At 32.4% G+C, this 18,288-nt stretch carries 23 protein-coding genes; 13 read left to right on the top strand and 10 right to left on the bottom strand.

What is annotated here, in order from left to right; translation table 11 throughout:
• Positions 1-8: 8 nt before the first annotated feature.
• Positions 9-146, top strand: a complete 138-nt coding sequence (locus tag K5782_RS09715; RefSeq protein WP_366069276.1) for a pentapeptide repeat-containing protein — start codon at positions 9-11, stop codon at positions 144-146.
• A gap of 16 nt (positions 147-162) precedes the next feature.
• On the opposite strand, the gene K5782_RS02235 is transcribed toward K5782_RS09715, so the two are convergent.
• Positions 163-570: a nuclear transport factor 2 family protein gene (locus tag K5782_RS02235; protein ID WP_007550892.1), complete on the bottom strand. Its 408-nt coding sequence runs from the start codon at positions 568-570 to the stop codon at positions 163-165.
• A gap of 230 nt (positions 571-800) precedes the next feature.
• Between K5782_RS02235 and ilvB the strand changes: the two genes are divergently transcribed.
• From ilvB to K5782_RS02210, 5 genes are all read left to right on the top strand, one after another.
• On the top strand, positions 801-2,489 hold the full coding sequence (gene ilvB, locus K5782_RS02230) for a biosynthetic-type acetolactate synthase large subunit (protein ID WP_297463690.1): 1,689 nt from the start codon (positions 801-803) through the stop codon (positions 2,487-2,489).
• 8 nt (positions 2,490-2,497) lie between these two features.
• Complete coding sequence (ilvN, locus tag K5782_RS02225) at positions 2,498-2,980, top strand: acetolactate synthase small subunit (protein WP_007550888.1); 483 nt, start codon at positions 2,498-2,500, stop codon at positions 2,978-2,980.
• Positions 2,977-4,491: a 2-isopropylmalate synthase gene (locus K5782_RS02220; protein ID WP_297463653.1), complete on the top strand. Its 1,515-nt coding sequence runs from the start codon at positions 2,977-2,979 to the stop codon at positions 4,489-4,491. Before ilvN ends, K5782_RS02220 begins: the two co-directional genes overlap by 4 nt.
• A gap of 31 nt (positions 4,492-4,522) precedes the next feature.
• A complete protein-coding gene (locus K5782_RS02215) occupies positions 4,523-5,536 on the top strand; it encodes an isocitrate/isopropylmalate dehydrogenase family protein (protein ID WP_297463651.1) in 1,014 nt (337 codons plus the stop codon).
• A 290-nt stretch (positions 5,537-5,826) separates the two neighbouring features.
• Positions 5,827-5,958, top strand: coding sequence for a hypothetical protein (locus K5782_RS02210; protein ID WP_297463649.1), 132 nt, complete (start codon positions 5,827-5,829; stop codon positions 5,956-5,958).
• Between the two features lies 1 nt (position 5,959).
• On the opposite strand, the gene K5782_RS02205 is transcribed toward K5782_RS02210, so the two are convergent.
• Genes K5782_RS02205 through K5782_RS02195 form a run of 3 tightly spaced genes read right to left on the bottom strand, consistent with a single transcriptional unit; the run spans position 5,960 to position 8,053 of the window.
• Complete coding sequence (locus tag K5782_RS02205; RefSeq protein WP_007550883.1) at positions 5,960-6,208, bottom strand: hypothetical protein; 249 nt, start codon at positions 6,206-6,208, stop codon at positions 5,960-5,962.
• Positions 6,209-6,245: 37 nt separating this feature from the next.
• Positions 6,246-7,532 (bottom strand): aspartate--tRNA(Asn) ligase, encoded by a 1,287-nt coding sequence (gene aspS, locus K5782_RS02200; protein WP_297463646.1) that lies wholly within the window; start codon positions 7,530-7,532, stop codon positions 6,246-6,248.
• A gap of 5 nt (positions 7,533-7,537) precedes the next feature.
• Positions 7,538-8,053: a transcription elongation factor NusA gene (locus K5782_RS02195; RefSeq protein WP_297463644.1), complete on the bottom strand. Its 516-nt coding sequence runs from the start codon at positions 8,051-8,053 to the stop codon at positions 7,538-7,540.
• Positions 8,054-8,229: 176 nt separating this feature from the next.
• Here K5782_RS02195 and K5782_RS02190 point away from each other — a divergent pair, with 176 nt between their 5' ends.
• Positions 8,230-8,727, top strand: coding sequence for a pentapeptide repeat-containing protein (locus tag K5782_RS02190; RefSeq protein ID WP_297463642.1), 498 nt, complete (start codon positions 8,230-8,232; stop codon positions 8,725-8,727).
• A gap of 69 nt (positions 8,728-8,796) precedes the next feature.
• Positions 8,797-9,729, top strand: a complete 933-nt coding sequence (locus K5782_RS02185; RefSeq protein WP_297463640.1) for an ABC transporter ATP-binding protein — start codon at positions 8,797-8,799, stop codon at positions 9,727-9,729.
• A 4-nt stretch (positions 9,730-9,733) separates the two neighbouring features.
• Here K5782_RS02185 and K5782_RS02180 read toward each other — a convergent pair whose 3' ends face one another.
• Together K5782_RS02180 and K5782_RS02175 are read right to left on the bottom strand one after the other, a co-directional pair.
• Positions 9,734-10,021 (bottom strand): hypothetical protein, encoded by a 288-nt coding sequence (locus K5782_RS02180; protein ID WP_297463638.1) that lies wholly within the window; start codon positions 10,019-10,021, stop codon positions 9,734-9,736.
• A gap of 72 nt (positions 10,022-10,093) precedes the next feature.
• Positions 10,094-10,474: a hypothetical protein gene (locus tag K5782_RS02175; protein WP_179365061.1), complete on the bottom strand. Its 381-nt coding sequence runs from the start codon at positions 10,472-10,474 to the stop codon at positions 10,094-10,096.
• A gap of 102 nt (positions 10,475-10,576) precedes the next feature.
• Between K5782_RS02175 and K5782_RS02170 the strand changes: the two genes are divergently transcribed.
• Complete coding sequence (locus K5782_RS02170; protein ID WP_297463636.1) at positions 10,577-11,209, top strand: VTT domain-containing protein; 633 nt, start codon at positions 10,577-10,579, stop codon at positions 11,207-11,209.
• Between the two features lie 2 nt (positions 11,210-11,211).
• Here K5782_RS02170 and K5782_RS02165 read toward each other — a convergent pair whose 3' ends face one another.
• The 3 genes from K5782_RS02165 to K5782_RS02155 form a co-directional block, all read right to left on the bottom strand.
• Positions 11,212-11,775, bottom strand: a complete 564-nt coding sequence (locus tag K5782_RS02165) for a DNA-3-methyladenine glycosylase (RefSeq protein WP_297463633.1) — start codon at positions 11,773-11,775, stop codon at positions 11,212-11,214.
• Entirely contained in the window at positions 11,759-12,352 is a 594-nt protein-coding gene (locus K5782_RS02160) for a uracil-DNA glycosylase (protein WP_297463631.1), read from the bottom strand. Before K5782_RS02160 ends, K5782_RS02165 begins: the two co-directional genes overlap by 17 nt.
• Before the next feature lie 385 nt (positions 12,353-12,737).
• Complete coding sequence (locus K5782_RS02155) at positions 12,738-14,621, bottom strand: HAMP domain-containing sensor histidine kinase (RefSeq protein WP_297463629.1); 1,884 nt, start codon at positions 14,619-14,621, stop codon at positions 12,738-12,740.
• 62 nt (positions 14,622-14,683) lie between these two features.
• On the opposite strand from K5782_RS02155, the gene K5782_RS02150 reads away from it, so the two are divergent.
• From K5782_RS02150 to K5782_RS02140, 3 genes are read left to right on the top strand one after another with little or no spacing between them, the layout of a single operon-like run.
• The gene (locus K5782_RS02150) at positions 14,684-15,043 is read left to right on the top strand and encodes a hypothetical protein (RefSeq protein WP_297463627.1); all 360 of its coding nucleotides are present in this window, start codon (positions 14,684-14,686) and stop codon (positions 15,041-15,043) included.
• A 38-nt stretch (positions 15,044-15,081) separates the two neighbouring features.
• Entirely contained in the window at positions 15,082-15,444 is a 363-nt protein-coding gene (locus K5782_RS02145) for a response regulator (protein WP_048109847.1), read from the top strand.
• 36 nt (positions 15,445-15,480) lie between these two features.
• Positions 15,481-17,304 (top strand): PINc/VapC family ATPase, encoded by a 1,824-nt coding sequence (locus K5782_RS02140; RefSeq protein WP_297463624.1) that lies wholly within the window; start codon positions 15,481-15,483, stop codon positions 17,302-17,304.
• Between the two features lie 22 nt (positions 17,305-17,326).
• Here K5782_RS02140 and K5782_RS02135 read toward each other — a convergent pair whose 3' ends face one another.
• On the bottom strand, positions 17,327-17,791 hold the full coding sequence (locus K5782_RS02135; protein WP_297463622.1) for an iron dependent repressor, metal binding and dimerization domain protein: 465 nt from the start codon (positions 17,789-17,791) through the stop codon (positions 17,327-17,329).
• A gap of 125 nt (positions 17,792-17,916) precedes the next feature.
• Here K5782_RS02135 and K5782_RS02130 point away from each other — a divergent pair, with 125 nt between their 5' ends.
• Positions 17,917-18,270, top strand: coding sequence for a hypothetical protein (locus K5782_RS02130; RefSeq protein WP_297463620.1), 354 nt, complete (start codon positions 17,917-17,919; stop codon positions 18,268-18,270).
• The last annotated feature ends 18 nt before the right edge of the window (positions 18,271-18,288 follow it).

The following is an 18,288-nucleotide window of genomic DNA, read 5'->3' as shown; positions in this document are numbered from 1 at the left end:
CAAACCTAATCAAAACAAACCTAATCAAAACAAACCTAATCAAAACAAACCTAATCAAAACAAACCTAATCAAAACAAACCTAATCAAAACAAACCTAATCAAAACAAACCTAATCAAAACAAACCTAATCAAAACAAACCTGTAGTAAATAAAAAATAATTTTATATTTTAGATAAATGAATATGTGCAATTTTCCATGTTGGGTGCTTTATCAACACGAAAGTTGCTCTCCCATCAATTGAAATATGCTCTCCTGTGAATGCTTTGTTATCGACCAACATTCCTTTTTGTTTTAATTCTAATGCAACCACTGCAGTATCTCCAAATACACTAATCTTTGGATTTTTTATTTGATAATCATAATCTGAAATACTTACAAATCTTAATTCTTCTAATTCAATTGTAGTTTGAAAATCTTTTAGATCATACGGTGGTAAGTCACTAAAACTTGAAAATTTAGAATCGTTAAGATGAATATCTCTAAGTGATGTAAAATCTTTTGTCTTTCCTGATTCAAAAAGTGTTTCAATTATTCTAATGATCTCTTCATTTTCAGACAAAATTGTCATTTATGATGTAAGAAATTATCAGTTTAAGTCTTCTGGAGTAACTACGTCTAAAAACACTGGTACTTTTCTGATAATCTTTATTAATTATCTATGCCACAATACTTTTGAATTTCAATGAGCACAAAGACAAGTTACAAGTTGGGTGTTTTATCACTAGTTAATCTAGTGCTGTAAAACGTGCTCAGAATTTTAACACATTAAAATTATGGAGAAAGATTTGATTGAATAAAATGGAAACTATGACAGGCGCCAGAGCATTAATGGTAGCTATGGAAAAAGAAGGGGTCAAAGAAGTATTTGGCTTACCTGGAGGTGCAAATCTTCCAATGTATGATGAATTTGCAAGATGCGATATTAGACATATTTTGGTAAGACACGAGCAATCTGCAGCACATATGGCTGATGGGTTTGGTAGAGTAAGTAGAAAACCAGGAGTGTGTTTTGCTACATCTGGACCTGGTGCTACTAACATTCTAACCGGTATTGCCACTGCCCAAGCTGATTCTTCTCCAATGATTGCAGTTACAGGTCAAGTTCCAGTAGCAATGATTGGAAAAGATGCTTTTCAGGAAAGCGATATCATCGGTATGGCAAACCCTGTTGTAAAATATGCATTTCAACCAAGAACTCCTGGAGATATTCCAGAAATGGTTAGAAAAGGATTTTACATTGCAGAGACGGGCAGACCAGGACCTGTATTAATTGACGTCCCAAAAGATGTCCAACAAAAAGAGGCATCCATGGTTTTTCCTGATGAATTCAAAATTCGTGGTTATCATCCATGGACTGATCCTGATATCATGCATGTTGAAAGAGCAATTGAGATGTTACTTAGTGCAGAAAGACCAATTATTTTAGCTGGTGGTGGTACAATTATTTCATCAGCATTTGCTGAATTACAATCTATTGCTGAATTACTTATGATTCCAGTTGTCACTACATTCAAAGGGAAAGGTGCATTTCCTGAAAATCATCCGTTATCATTAGGTCCAATAGGAATGCATGGTCACGCGGAAGCAAATAAAATGATGACTGAAGCTGATTGTGTTTTAGCTATAGGCACACGATTTTCTGATAGGTCTGTTGGAACATTTGAGGCCTTTGAGAAGAGGCTAAAAATTATTCATATGGATGTGGATCCAGCTGAAATTGGTAAAAATCAAACAACATCCGTTGCAGTGGTAGGTGATGTACGTGCATCACTTAGAATCATGGTTAAAATGCTTATGCAAAAAGCTGTTAAAAGAAATGAAGAAAATACGTGGATTAAACATGTTAAAGAAACAAAAGCATACTGGAAAGAACATTTGAAATTACATCCAGGTGAAATGGGTGCTGCAAAAATATTGAGAAAACTTAGAGAAGTTTTACCACATGATTCAATTGTAACTACTGAAGTAGGTCAACATCAAATGTGGGCATCTTTATTTTACGATGTAATTCAACCTGGTACTTTCTTTAGTTCTACTGGACTTGGAACTATGGGATGGGGATTTCCAGCTGCAATCGGTGCTAAAGTTGCAAGACCTGATGTTCCTGTAGTGGATATTGCAGGAGATGGTAGTTTTAGTATGACAGAAAATTCACTTGCAACTGCAGTGTTAGAAGATATTCCAGTCATTGTATTTTTATTAAATAATTTTACATTAGGAATGGTTGCACAATGGCAAAGAACTTTCTATAATCGAAGAATGATTGGGGTTGATCAAGGAAAATGCCCAGATTATGTTAAACTTGCAGAATCATACGGTGCTCAAGGCATACGTGCACAATCGATGGATGAATTAGATAAGGCAATAAAGACAGCATTGAAAAGTGATGTTGCAACTGTTATTGATATTCCAATTGATCCTGAAGAAGATGTGTTGCCATTTGTAGCTCCAGGAACTTCTCTTGCGGATATGATTCTACCATCTTAGTGATCATCATGTGGGCAATTCTTACTTTATTAGTTGAAAACAAACCTGGAATCTTGTTTAAAGTTACTCATCTTTTCAGATCCAGAAATTTCAATATTGATAGTATTTCCGTAGGTGTCACTGATAATCCTGAATATTCAAGAATGACAATTACTACATATGGTGATGAAAAACAAGTTGAACAAATTGTAAAGCAACTTGATAAAATGATTGATACATTAGAAGTAAGGCACTTAGATGAGCACAAAACAGTATATCGTGAACTAAGTATTTTTAAGATAAAACTTGGTAATGCTAATGATAGTATGGAAGTAAACAAATTAGCAAATGCGTATGGTGGCAAAATTCACGATGTACGAAAAGACTCCATGATGGTAGAGTTGACTGCTACACCTGATCAAATTAGAGCATTTGAAGAATTGGTAAAACCATTTGGAATCATTGATGTTGCCAGAACCGGTGTTGCCGCTTTACAGAGGAGCGGAGCATGAAAATTAGAATTTTTGATACAACATTAAGAGATGGAGAACAAACAATCGGAGTCTCCTTATCGCCAGATCAAAAACTAACAATTGCAAAAAAACTAGATGAATTAGGAGTCGATGCAATTGAGGCAGGATTTCCAGTAATATCTGCAGGTGAATTCAAAGCTGTCAAAATGATTGCTGCTGCCGGATTATCGTGTGAGATTGCTGGATTGACTAGAACCATTAAAAACGATATTGATGCTGCAGTTGATGCAGGATTAAATTACATTCACACCTTCATTGCAACTTCTGATATTCATTTACAATACAAACTCAAAATGACAAGAGAACAAGCACTTGAAAAAGCAATAGACGCAGTAGAGTATGGAAAATCAAGAGGTCTTCAAGTAGAGTTTTCAGCTGAAGATGCTACACGAACAGACCGAGAATTCTTAAAAAAAGTATTTGGTGATGTTGCAAAAGCAGGAGCTGATAGAGTCAACATTCCTGATACCGTTGGATATTCTACCCCTGAATACATGGCAGCATTAACAAAAGATACAGTAGAGGTTACAAAACTTCCGGTAAGCGTTCATTGTCATAATGACTTTGGATTGGCAGTTGCAAATTCATTAGCGGGAATTCATGCTGGAGCTTCTTGTGCACATGTAACAATTAATGGAATTGGAGAAAGAGCAGGAAATGCATCATTAGAAGAATTTTCAATGGCTTTGAAATGTCTTCCATTTGAGAAAAAATATGAGACTAATATCAAATCTGAATTAATCTATGATACATCACGATTCATCTCAAAGACTGTGGGAATTATTGTTCAACCAAACAAAGCAATAGTTGGAACAAACGCATTTGGTCATGAATCCGGTATTCATACACACGGTGTACTAAGCAATCCGCTTACATACGAGCCAATTAGTCCTGAATTAGTTGGAAGAAAGCGATGGCTCCAAGTTGGAAAACATGCTGGAATTCATGGAATGAATGCAATGCTTGCAGAATATGGAGTAAAACCTACAGAAGAACAATCTAAACAAATCTTAGACAAAGTCAAAACATTAGGTGATGCTGGAAAACAAATCACAGATGTTGAATTGTTATCAATTGCAAGTGATGTATTGGGAGAAAAAGAACTCAAACGAATTGTTCAGCTAACTGGATTCTCAGTTTCAACTGGAATTGGAACAATGCCTTATGCATTTGTAAAATTAAACATTGACGGTCAGGATCACATTGGAACTGATTATGGAGTTGGTCCAGTAGATGCTGCATTAAATGCTATTCAAAAAATTACCGGAAAGATTTCTGAAATTAGAATTAAAGATTATGGACTGGCATCAATTTCTGGTGGTTCTAGTGCATTATGTGAGGTTACAGTAAAAGTAGAGGATGCTTTTGGAAACAAAGTCTCAGCAAAATCTGTTGGCGAAGATATTGTAACAACATCTGTTAAGGCAGTGATTGATGCAATTAATAGAATAATGCTCAAAAAAATGCTTCAGGAAAAACAAGTAAGATAATCCTAAAATTGTATTGAGATAATGTTCTATTATGTATAAAATTTCATTAATTACCGGTGATGGGATTGGTCCTGAATTATCTGAATCTGCAGTTTCTGTGATTAATGCCATAAATGACAATCTTGGATTGAAATTAGATGTCACAAAATTATCAGCTGGTGATCAAGCTCTTAAAGAATCAGGTAAAGCATTACCTGATGAAACAGTTGACACTATAAAAAAATCAGATGCATGTTTGAAGGCCCCAGTTGGTGAATCAGCTGCTGATGTCATTGTTGTTTTACGAAGGATGCTTGATTTGTATGCTAACATCAGACCTGCAAAATCTTACCCACACATGCCTGCATTACGAAATGATATTGATATGGTGATTGTTAGAGAAAACACCGAGGATCTTTACACTGGTAAGGAATTTAGCTTGGGGGATTCAGCTGTTGCATTAAGAATAATTTCAGAAAATGCATCTAAGAGAATTGCAAAGTATGCATTTGAAACTGCAAAACAAAGAAATTCTATGAAAAAAGTTACATGTGTTCATAAATCAAATGTCATGCGAATTACTGATGGGTTATTTGCTAGATCATGCACTGAAGTTTCAAAAAACTATCCAGACATTTTATTTGAACAAATGTATGTTGATGCATGTGCAATGAATCTAATTCGTCAACCTGAACAATTTGATGTTATAGTAACTACTAACTTGTTTGGCGATATTTTATCTGATGAATCTTCTCAAGTTGTTGGTGGATTAGGTATGGCACCCGCAGCAAATATTGGCGATAATTTTGCATTATTTGAACCAGTTCATGGAGCAGCATTTGATATTGCTGGAAAGAATATTGCAAATCCCTCATCATTTCTTTTATCTATCAAAATGATGCTTGATTGGCTTGGTACAAAAAATAATGATTCAAAATGTCTTGAAGTTGGACAAAAATTAGAATCTACGATTTTTAATTTAGTAAAAACTGGTGTTAAAACTAAAGATATAGGCGGCACAAAATCTACATCTGAATTTACTCAAGCAATTACTAATATGCTTTAGATATTCTCTCAATGTATTCTTCATGAATTTTTTTCTGAGTTTTTACCATCCACAAAAATGCTTGTTGATTTGTATCCATAAATGATCCTCTTATTTTTAATTAACTTCTCAAATGTGTAAATAATTTGATTATCTTGTTGGCATTTTTAAAAACTTTAAAGATTGATTTATGCCTATTTTGTTAACTTGTTTATCTATTTTCTGAATTGTTACTTCTTTTGTAAACGTACTTTATTTCATAATTAAGTAAATTGCCAATTTTTATAAATTGCTGATTCCAAAATCTAACGATGGTTGTTTGTGTTATTTGTAAAATAAATCAAGGCACTTTAAAAATTACAGATGGGAATCCAAAATACAAGGGAAAACCTATTTGTAAAGAGTGTCATGAGTATAGAAAACTCCTAAAAGAAACCAAATAATTCATTTGGATTCTTTACTTTTATTTTTGTTAGCCCACTCTTCATACATTTTGATTAACTCATCTACATCCTTTCCATCTTCTGAATAAGTGACTATTACACCAAACGTCCCTTTTGTATCGTGCCCTCTTGCAAAATAACCCCAAAAAGAATCTGGTAGTTTTTGAAAGCTATTGGAGTCATGTGAGACTCCTATCAGATTATTTCCTATCACTTCTACTACTTTTTTTGCATCAGTTTGTTCTATCATGTAATTTCTGTTGTTGCTTTATAATAAAAATCTGAATTTATGGACTCAATCTATCTGGATCTCTTGGATACAGTACAACTTCTCTAACATTATCTATGCCAATTAATGTGGTCATTAATCTGTCCAAACCCATTCCCCAACCTGAATGTGGCGGCATTCCCCAATCAAATGTCTGTAGATGATCCGCAAATTGAGCAGGATCAAGACCCTGTTCTTTGAGTCTTGCTTTTAGTACGTCGGTATTATGAAGTCTGGTTCCTCCTGAAGATAACTCTAGATATCCAAATTGAAGATCAAATGAACGTGACAATTTTGGGTCTTCATCCTTTTCTCTAATGTAAAATGGTTTTAGCTTCATTGGCCAATCTGTTAGGAAATAAAATCCTGGATGATTCTTTCCAATTATTCTTAGATGTGAATCAAGCAAGTCATCCCCAAACTCTACTTTTTCACCTGCTTTTTTTAATTCCTCGATAACTTGAGTGTATGTTATTCTTTCAAAAGGTGATTTTGGAATTTCAATTATATGTCTAATTTCTTCTTGTTCTTTTTTACATTTCTCGGAAGTTATTTTGTAAACTTCCATTACTAGTGATTCTAAAATATCCATTACATCATTGTAATCCATAAATGCAGCTTCAATATCTACACTTGTAAATTCACTAAGATGACGACCTGTATGTGAATTTTCAGCTCTATAGAAATTTGAAATCTCATACACTCTTTCTAACCCTATTGTCATTTGTTCTTTGTATAGCTGTGGACTTTGTGCAAGGTATGCTGTCTTACCGAAATAATCTAATGAGAATAAATTTGCACCTCCTTCACTTGCACTGCCAATTATTTTTGGAGTTGTGATCTCGATAAATTTTTTTTCTGATAAAGTTTTACGTAATGTTTCTAAAACAAAATGTCGTAATTTGAAAATTGATGCAGTTTTCTGATTTCTCATATCTAATGCACGATGATTCAATCTTGTATCGATGTTGCTTTCTAGTCTTCCAATTGGATCAACTGGAAGCGGATGAACTGCTTTTGCTAAAATTTCTATCTCTTCTGCTTTTATTTCAAAAGCAAAATCTCTTGCCTTTGTTTCTTGTACTATTCCTTTTACACTAATTACACTTTGACGGTTTATTTCTCCTAGATTGTCATTTAATTCACCTTTTACTATGATTTGAGAAATTCCAGAAACATCTCTTAGTGTGATAAATGTCATTTTTCCTAATTTTCGGAGATCCTCCACCCATCCCCCAAGCACCACCTCTTTTCCAATGAGTGTGGTATCTAATTCTGTAATGTCATGAGTTTTAACAAATCCCACTATTTTCACCGTCTTTTTTCTTCAAATTCTATCTCAATGTCAAGGTTTCGGGCATTTTTGACAATTTGAATTATCTTATTTGTATCGATTGGAAATCTTGGAGTCCATTTTCCAGATACAACTGCCTTTGTCTTTTGGATTCCACCAGGCGCCCAAACTGAATTAATTGACAAAATTTTTGTTGGAAAAAATAAATCTTCTATGAATTTTTTATCATCTTCATCAGCTTCTACAAGCCATATTTTTCCTTTGAATTGATCTTGAAGTAATCTATAGAGTACACGGCTTTGTCGAATCACCATAATATCGTTTTTGGCTAGTGCCAGTACATAATTTCCATTGAATTCTTTACATGAATAAAGTGAAAATTTATCGATAGTTGGATTTGATTTTGCCAACTTTGCAAGAATAATTGATGCATCTGCATCTGCCTTTGTAATTATTCCTGCTTCTACATTGTTTTCGCATTTTGGGCAAAGCACCGCATTTTTTGCATCAAAATTACATATTGGTAGTTTCATTTGAATCGATTTTTTTCTTTCTGTAAAGTTGTTTATATCCCTTAGTGAATCCAATTACTGATCTTTGAATTATTCATATATTCATAAGCAAATTTGGTTAATTGATCGCCTTAGTAAAAAATCCCTCTAACATTGTTTTTATCTAAATTCAAATGTGATGTCTTTTGTTATGTTGTATGAATTCATCTGACGTTTTTAGAAAACGAAATCTTACCCACATTAATTTTGATTATGAAGTTCTAATTGGAAGAAATATGTCTGATTCAATTATGTGTGGTGTTGATCTTCAAAATAGAGATATCCATAATGCTGACTTGAGTAGCAGTGATTTAAGCGAGGCTAATCTCCATAATGCAATTTTGTTTTATGTCAAACTACGCGGTGCTACCATGAGAGGCACAAATCTTTCCAATGCAAAACTCTGGGATGCTGAACTATATGGTGCAGATCTTCAAGATGCTGACCTTAGAGGGGCTGACTTGTTTTATACTGACTTGAGAAGTGCTAATTTAACCAATGCAAATCTTAGTGGAGTGAATCTGAGACATACTAATTTTGATGGTGCAATTCTTACTAACGCTGATTTTACAGGTACAAATTATGATTCTCATACATTAGATACCTTAATTGGTGATGTTAAAACATCCTTGCAAAAATATGGTAAATTATGGTGATATTTTTTTATGGCTAAATTTTAATTGTTTAGTGCAAGACAAAAATTCTAGTTTGATTTTACTAAATATGTGGTATTAATCGTCAATGGGCTTTCAGCTCGATATAATACATCAAAGGGTCCGGTATATGCAGTAGATGACGTCGATTTTAATTTAAGCGACGGAGAATCTATAGGTATTGCAGGTGAAAGTGCCTGTGGAAAAAGCACATTGGGTCTTTCTATTGTTAGGATGCTTTTGGGAGGTAAAGCAAATGGCAAAATAATTTTAGATGATACTTCGATATTGGATATATCTGAATCTGACTTTATTAGAAAATTCAGATGGAAAAAAATTTCAATGATATTTCAAGGAGCTATGAATTCTCTTGATCCTGTGTTTACCATTCGTGAACAATTTGTTGAAGTTCTAAACCAACATAATTTTACAGAAAACTTTGATGATGTAATTCTAAACACACTGCATTCTGTCAGTTTGGATGATATTGTTTTAAAAAAATATCCTCATGAGCTAAGCGGAGGAATGAAACAAAGAGTGATAATTGCTATGGCATTATTGCTTGAACCCAAATTTGTAATTGCTGATGAACCTACAACTGCACTTGATGTATTAATTCAGGCTCAAATTATTAACCTCTTGAAAAAACTCAAAAAAGACGGAATGTCAATTATGTTAATCACACATGATTTGGCAGTTTTATCTGAAATTGCTGATAAAATTGGAATTATGTATGGTGGACAAATGGTAGAGTTCGGTTCATCTTATGAAATTTACAAAAATCCAAAGCATCCTTATACTCAGGGACTACTGGAATCCATTCCAACATTAAAAGGAAATATTCCTAAATACATCAAAGGTAATCCTCCTAGTCTTATGGAACCTGCAACTCAATGTAGATTTATTGAGAGGTGTCCACTTGCAATAGATAAATGTAAAATGGTTCCACCTAAATTTAAAACAGACACTGGCTATGTTCGCTGTTGGTTATACGATACGTCGTAATTTCTTATTTTAGATATTCCGTTTCAATTTTTTTTAGATAAACGTCTTGAATTTTTAGTATTTCTCTTTCTGCTGTGTTTTTGCAAATAGTTTTTGCATAATTTATTAAATCATGTTGTAATCCTTTTCCCTCAAAATCTTCAATTCTCTGAATTATATCTTGTTGAAACTTCATAACCTCTCTCATATTTGCACTTAACTCCTCAATTTTCATTTTTTGATAATCTTTAGAACCTGAATTTCTTATGTTTATTTTATTTATTACTTCTTTAATTTCATCAACTTCTTCCATGAATTTCTTAAAATAAATATTCTAAAAAAGTTAATGGTCGTATTCTAAAATCTATTTTTTGTAAATTGCGATCTATACCTTTGCATGTTTTTTTACAATTGGCAAACATGAATCAATTATTCGTAGCATTTCTGAACGTATTACTTTTTTATCAATTGATATCCATACTCTAACTTTTTTAATCGCAAATGATATTGTCTGAACTTTTTTTCTTTCCTCCCATACAAATTCCACTTCTCCAAGATTTTTATCAAAGAATTCTTCCAAGTCTGTTTTTATTGCAATGTGTGAAAACTGATACTGGGTATTTTTTGCATCTAAAAGTGGGATCAACTCGGGTCTTCTTTTGTATGCCAAAAGCTCTCCTCCCTTTCCAACTATGCCTACAAATCTAATAAACGGACTAATTCCTGATATTTCATCACAGATTTTTACATACTCTTTTTTTATCATCTGTTTTGTTGTAAAAAGATGATATTTTAATGATTGTGGTGTATTTTGAAAAATAATTATCAGTTCGCTTTTAATAAATAAAGCCTGTCTGATGATTGTTTTGTGGATTTTTCAGCAATTTTTCCATTTGCTCCTGAAATTGGGTATCTTGGCTTAGTATTGGTTAATTTTTTTGGTTCTTTAATTCCATTTATTCCTCTACCTGGATTTATTTTTCTTGCTTCAATGTCTGTAGGTGATCAATTTGATCTTCATGTGTTGGCAATTCTTTCTGCACTAGCTGCAACTGCTGCAAAACAAATTATCTTCTATGTAAGTTATCAAGGGCGCCGTATTATTAGTGAAAAAACTAGAAAGAGAATGCGACCATTTGAAAGATTAGTAAAACGATATGGTGCAGGAGCTGCGTTTTTTGCAGCGGCAACTCCTATACCTGATGACTTGATTTATGTTCCATTGGGACTTGCAAAATATAATCCCAAACGATTTTTCATAGCCACACTTGCTGGTAAACTAGTTCTTAGCTATTCTATTGTCTTTATTTCTCATCATCTTGGAATGTCATTAGTACAACCATATCTTGAAGATATTACTGATGTAACTACTGTATATCTTGGAATCATTGTATTTGGAATTATGATGACTGTTGTTGTTGTTTTACTTTTGAGATTAAACTGGGAAAAAATTTTGGGTCGATTTGTACCTTGGACATTAGATGAAAACAATGAAAAATAAATTCATTGTGTTATCGTTTTAAAATTCCATAATCTGTCGGTAGCGTTTTTAATTCCAATTCTTGGGCTGGAAATGATTTTACCTGATATTTTTATTCCCTCCGTGATGAATAATTCTGAGTTTGTTGTTAGATCTAATCCGTAATGCTTTTTTGTAATTCCTAGTGCCTGAGTTAATTTTGCAGGTCCATCTGTTAATCTCTTTGAATCTTTCATGCCTCTATTTTTTTCCATAATCTCTATTCCTTTTTCAGGAGTGATTGCTCTAATCAAGACAGCTCCTGCCTCAAATTTTGAATTTCTTGCAACGATATTAAAACAATAATGCATTCCATATGTAAAATAGACATACGCTTTTCCTACCTCTCCAAACATCACTTTGTTTCTTTCAGTAATATTTCTAAATGCATGACTTGCTGGGTCGTCTTTATGTCTATATGCTTCAGTTTCTATTATTATTCCTGAAATTTCTTTTCTACCTATCTTCCGAACTATTTTTTTTCCTAGTAACTTTTTTGCAACTGTAACAGTGTCTTTTGTATAAAATGTTCTAGGTAGTATAGTCAATGTCTATTGAAATTTGTTTGTTGTTTTTTAACTCTCTGATTAAATCAAATAATTTTATGATGTCTTCTTTTAATACTGTGATTAATTCTTGATTGTAAATTGTTGCAGCCGGATGTAGTGTTAGAAAATAAAACTGTTTGTCTTTTTTTACAATTTTTCCTCTATATTTTCTAATTTCAGAACCTCCTAAAATAGAGTTAAATGCAGTATTTCCTAAAATACAAATTATTTTTGGTTTTATTATTGCAATTTCTTTTTGAAGATAATTATCACATGCATCTCTTTCAGAAATAGAAGGAACTCTGTTTTTTGGTGGTCTGCATTTCACAATGTTTGTGATGTAAATCGATTCTCTGGATATTCCAGCATTTTCTAATGCATTGTTGAGTCTTTGACCAGCTATTCCTACAAATGGCTCTCCCTTTTGGTCTTCATTTTTTCCAGGTGCCTCTCCTACAAAAATTACATCTGCTTTGAAATTTCCTTTCCCTGGTACTGAGTTTGTTCTTGTTGTGGAAAGGTTACATTTAGTGCATGTTTTAACATTTTGTCTTATTGCTTCTAATTCTTCATTCATGTTATTATCTAACATAATGTTGATTGTAAGTTATTCTTATTGGTTGTATGTTCTATCTGTTTGGTCTTTGATTTTTACAATCCATCTGAAAAAATATTCGATATGAGTTCTTTAATGTAAGAATTTATTCGATATTGAATTGATAAAATTAATCTTATGTTTTGAATTAATGATTTGATATGGCAGGCATGGTAAAGTAATACTCGTCTTCAAAATTGTAATCAGTGCGTCCTTTTTTACGTAGAAATTCAAAATATATAGCACAATTTTCATAAAATTCACCATTTTTTTCATCTGTGTGATTATCTTGATTCATTATTTTTCATTCTAAAAAATCCATTTTTTAGGGAGAGTGAGTGATTTTAGTTAAGAAAGTTTGTTTTCTTTAACTAATATCAATTGGGGACTTTGTTGGTTGTGAATTTTTCGGTAGAGTTATTGTAAATTCTGCACCTTGATTTGGAACACTTTTCACAGAAATTGTTCCGTCATGACTTTCGACTATTCCTTTACATATTGCTAATCCTAAACCGCTACCTCCTTTTTCTCTTGTTAATGTTGCATCCACCTGATAAAATTTCTTAAACAAGTCTTGCTGTTTTTCTAATGGTATTCCAATCCCGTTGTCTTTTATACTAATTTGAATATTCTGTGGTAGATTTTTCATTGAAATTTCAATTTTTCCAACTTCTGGTTGTATTACGTTTAAGCTATTTTTGATTAAATTAGTAAGGACTTGTTTTATTCTAACTGGGTCATAATCCATTTGGACATCTTGCAAGTCTATGATTTTTGTTATTTTCTTTTTTTCTAAATCTGGCTCAAAATCTGCTAGCGCTTCAACGATAGTATTTTTAATATTATGTGTTTCTTTTTTCATTCTAAGTTGACCTAATTCTAATTTTTGAGCATCAAGTAAATCTGATATAATTGATAGTAATGTCTCTGAACTTGTTTTTATGATGCTGATTCTTTCTTTTTGTTTGTCTGTTAATTTTCCTAAATGCTCACTTAGTAAAATATCTGCATATCCTTGAATAGGTACTAGTGGTGTTTTTAATTCATGAGTAATCATTGCTAAAAATTCATCTTTTGCAATATCTGTTCTCTTAGTTTGTTCATCTTTTTCTTTAATCGTGTTTGACATCACGTTAAATGTGTCTACTAAGGTTCCAACTTCATCTGTTTTATTGTATTCTATTTTTTCTCCATACGTGCCTTCTTTTATTTCTGAAAGTGCATTTGTAATTAATCCTAAAGGTAATAATGATTGACGAATGATAAATAACACCAAAAAGAATACTCCTATATCAATTAACAATAATGCTTGAATGATGATTTGTCCTTCTTGACTATTTTTTACAATTTCGGCATTCCACGACAATAAGATATCATCTATACTTGAAAACAAAATTGATTTTTGTTGAATCATTTCATTTTTTGCCAAATTAAAATCTGGAGATAAAAGAGCTCTTTCTTCAAGAATAATTATTCTTGCTTGTAATGCTTCCCACAAAGGATCAATTTTTCGTAATTCATTTGAATTCTCCCTAGGAATTGGAATTAACTCTTCATTTATTTTTCCTACACTTTCAACATCTAATTCTTCTGTTGGTATTCCTAGCAGTTTTCTTAGTTCTATTTCAAATGCTATTCTCTCATTTTTCAATTTTTGCTGTACGTCTTCCTCTTCTCCAATTGAAATTAACAGTGTTAGCTGTCCTATCTCTATTGCAGATTTTTCTAATTCTTTAGCAATTTCTTTGTGTCTATTATAATCTCTATCTAGATTTGATAATTCATCTGATACTGTTTTTGTTGATAATACAAGTTCACCATTTTTTTGTAGAACATAATTCATGGCATTTGTTGCTTCTCGATCAAAAACCGATGTTTTTTCTACTTTTATTACTTTTTCTCTATATAATTCCCAAGATGTCTTCATTTTATTATATTCTTCAGTTAACTCGGTTGGAATTTTTTGCAGTTGTTGTCCATTAACACTACCACCGTTTTCTAATTTCAATAGAAATTCATCTATGTCTTTTATTACACTATTTAGATTCTCTTTATCATTGATGTCTCCATTTGCTACAGATATTGCTAAAGATGAAATATGCTCTGCATCTACTTTCAGATCCCCTGTTTTGATAATTGAATTTGAGAGCGAATTGTCTATTTGTTGTGATTCATAAAGCAATAATAAATTAATTATTGCTGCAACAATTAATACTAGAACCAAAACATATGTCTTATTGATTATCTTCACAATGTCTAACTCTTAACATAGAGTATAAAAATAATGAGCATGGTTTCTTTATTTGTACCAATATGTCTGATGAATTTCTTAAGGTTGCTACTGCTGAAATAAACGATGAAATTTTTGCAATTTCTAATATCTTAAGTGCTTGTCATACTCCTTTAGATGTATCTGCTAATGCCTCAAAAATTCAAAAATCAACTCACAAAATCAAAGGATTGGCTCCGATGATGGGAAAAGAGGAATTAGGTGCTCTATCATCAATGCTTGATTTTATGTTAAAAAAGATAACGGATGAGACAATAACTGATGAAATATTTGAATCTCTTATCATTTCAGTTGATGCTATGAAGAAATCTATGACTCAATCCGATATTAATTTGAATGAAATAAAACAAAAGATTTCACAAATATCTTCTACTTTTATTTGATCAACCTTTTTAATTACCTGTCAGTTTAAGATGATTTAATGGGAAACATCATGATTGCCGATGATTCTGATGCAATTAGACTTGTCTTAAAAGATATTTTGTCTATAGGTGAACATAATATCGTATGTGAAGCAAAAGATGGTGCAGAAAGTGTAGATTTTTTTTTCAAATTTAATCCTGATTTATTACTTTTAGATTTAGCAATGCCTAAAAAAGATGGATTTACTGTTGTTAAAGAAATACTCTCAAAAGATCCAAAAGCCAAGATTATCTTGGTTACTGCAAGTGATGATCAGAAAGTTATTCAACAATGTTTGGATTTTGGTGCCTCTTCTTATATTTCAAAACCATTTAATTTTAACAACATATTGAAAGTTGTTTCCGATGTTTTGGCAAAGTAATTTAGGATCTAACTTTAATTAAAATTGGTAGAAGATTTGTCAAAGATTGTTGTAGATACTAGTATCATAATTAATGGACAACTAATCATATTGATTGAATCCGGAAAAATTAAAAATTCTGAAATCATTATACCTCAAGCCGTTTTTGATGAATTACAATCACAAGCATCTCAGAAAAAAGAGCAGGGTTTTTTTGGTTTGGAAGCAATAAAAAAACTTAAAGAAATATCAGGTAATTTTGAGTTGGTCATATCACTTTCAGGCTCACACCCAACTTCTGAGGATATTCGTATGGCTGGTTCTGGTAGAATTGATGCAATAATCAAAGATGTTGCAAAACAAAATCAAGCAATTCTGTATACTTCTGATAATGTTCAACACTTGGTGGCACAGGCCGAGGGATTGGAATCTGTGTTTGTAAAACCAATTCCTAAAAATATTGCTTTGGAATTTTTAAAATTTTTTGACTCTGAAACAATGAGTGTACACTTGAAAGAGAATATGCCCCCAATGGCAAAAAAAGGAAAACCTGGGTCATTTGTTTTGACAAAACTAAACGATGAAATTTTAACCCGTGAATACCTACAACTAATTACATCTCAAATTTTAGAGACTACTACTTCTGATTCTAGTACTATTGAAATCTCAAAAACTGGTGCATATGTAATTCAATACAATGATTATAGAATTGCAATTACTAAACCTCCGTTTTCTGAAGCCTTTGAAATTACAATCGTTCATCCTATTGTGAAATTGACTTTGGATGATTATGCTATCTCTGAAGAATTAATGAAGCGATTCTCTGATAGGGCCGAAGGTATTATCATTTCTGGTCCTCCAGGTTCTGGAAAAAGTACTCTTGCATCTGGCCTTGCTAATTTTTATCACAATACTGGAAAGATTGTAAAAACATTTGAATCTCCACGTGATTTGCAAGTGGATCCGGGAATTACTCAATACACAAAGCTTGATGGTAGTTTTGATAACTCCGCTGATATTTTATTATTGGTTCGTCCTGATTACACAATCTTTGATGAGGTAAGACGAAGAGAAGACTTTCGAACGTTTGCTGATTTACGACTTACTGGTGTTGGCATGGTCGGTGTTGTACATGCAAACTCTCCTTTGGATGCAATACAACGTTTTATAGGAAAAATCGAGTTAGGAATAATTCCAAATGTTATTGATACTGTAGTTTTTGTCAAATATGGCACAATAGGGAAAATATATGATTTGGAGCTTGTGGTTAAGGTTCCAACTGGAATGACCGAATCTGATTTGGCAAGACCAGTAATTGAGATTAGAAATTTTGCAGATCATGTGCTTGAGCATGAAATTTACACATTTGGTGAAGAGAATGTCATAGTTCCAGTATCAAAAAAAGTACAAAAAGTAGGTATTGAAAAACTTGCAGAAGACAAAATACGTGAGCTCTTTAGGAAATATGATCCTAGAGTAGAAGTTGAAATATTATCTGATAATCGAGCCAAAATCTTAGTAGATAAACAATCAATGGCATCAATTATTGGAAAAGGCGGTTCTAACATTAGTGAAATTGAAAAAGTGCTAAAAATACACATTGATGTAGTTGAAAAGACTAATTCTAATCGTCATGAATCTACAAATTCATCTAATGAAATATCTTTTCATTTTTCAGAATCCAAAAGTGGTTTAGTTTTAACTGTTGGCAGAGAATATTCTTCGATGCATGCTGATATCTATGTTCATGACAACTATGTAACTTCAGTTAGAATTGGGAAAAAAGGTGAGATTACAATTCCAAAACGTTCTGAAGCATCGCGAACTTTAATGAAACTAGCATCGTCTCAAAACGATATTCAAATATTTCTTAAAGATTAAAGAAACAATAGATTGACATATTTTATGGATTCTTAAAACTTTCAATAATTTTTGGATTTGCTTTTAAAAATGTGATAAATTTTCGTAATTGTTTGATTGTTTTTGGATTCAGGTGATGTTCAATTCCTTCAGTATCTTTGTTGGCAGTCTCATGATTTACTCCCAAAATCTCAAAAAACTCTAGCAAAATTCCATGGTTTTGTCTTATCTCGATTGCTATCTGAGTACCCTTACTTGTTAGATTAATCCCGTGGTACTTTTCATATTCTAACAACTTGTTTTCTTCTAATCTTTGTAGCATCTTTGTAACACTTGGTGCACTCACATTCATGTATCGTGAAATGTCTAATGTGGTTGCATATCCTTTTAGCTCTACAAGCTCAGAGATTACCTCCAAATAATCCTCCATTCTAGTACTATAGCTTGCTTTTTCTGACTGATGAGCCGCTTTAATAGAGTCTAACCTCTTGGAGTTTTTATCCTTCAATGTATCTTAGTAATTAAACTAAGCCTAGTATAATTGAGTGTCTCTTAGGCTTGTTATCCTTTATTGACACACAGGTGATTGATATTGATCATTGAATCTTATCTGATTTTTTCTAAATAGAAATCATGGTTGACCACTTAAAGGCACGCCTAGATAAAATACGTAAATTTTCTGACTCGGCCAAGAGAAGAGCATCATTATACATGGATATGACAAAGTTTGATGATAAATCGACTGCCCGTTCTTTGGGATGTGTTCAACGAGCATCTGCTCCAGGTAAAAAACTTCAAAAAATTGGATTTATTATATTTTGGATACCTGAACCCACTGGTATTAGTAATGCAATTGCTGCTCCTATGATTCTGACTGGTAGGTATCTTGACAAAAAATACAATGGTGCTACAATTCATGATATTGGTCATGAGACAAAACGTACTATTTCAACAATAAGTGATTTCAAAAGTAACGTGATGAAGTAATTTTTCTGTATTGTAAAA

It is taken from the genome of Nitrosarchaeum sp. (assembly GCF_025699065.1).
In the GTDB taxonomy this organism is placed as follows: domain Archaea; phylum Thermoproteota; class Nitrososphaeria; order Nitrososphaerales; family Nitrosopumilaceae; genus Nitrosarchaeum.
Note: the sequence above shows the minus strand (reverse complement) of the source record. Positions and strands in the feature narration are given on the sequence as shown.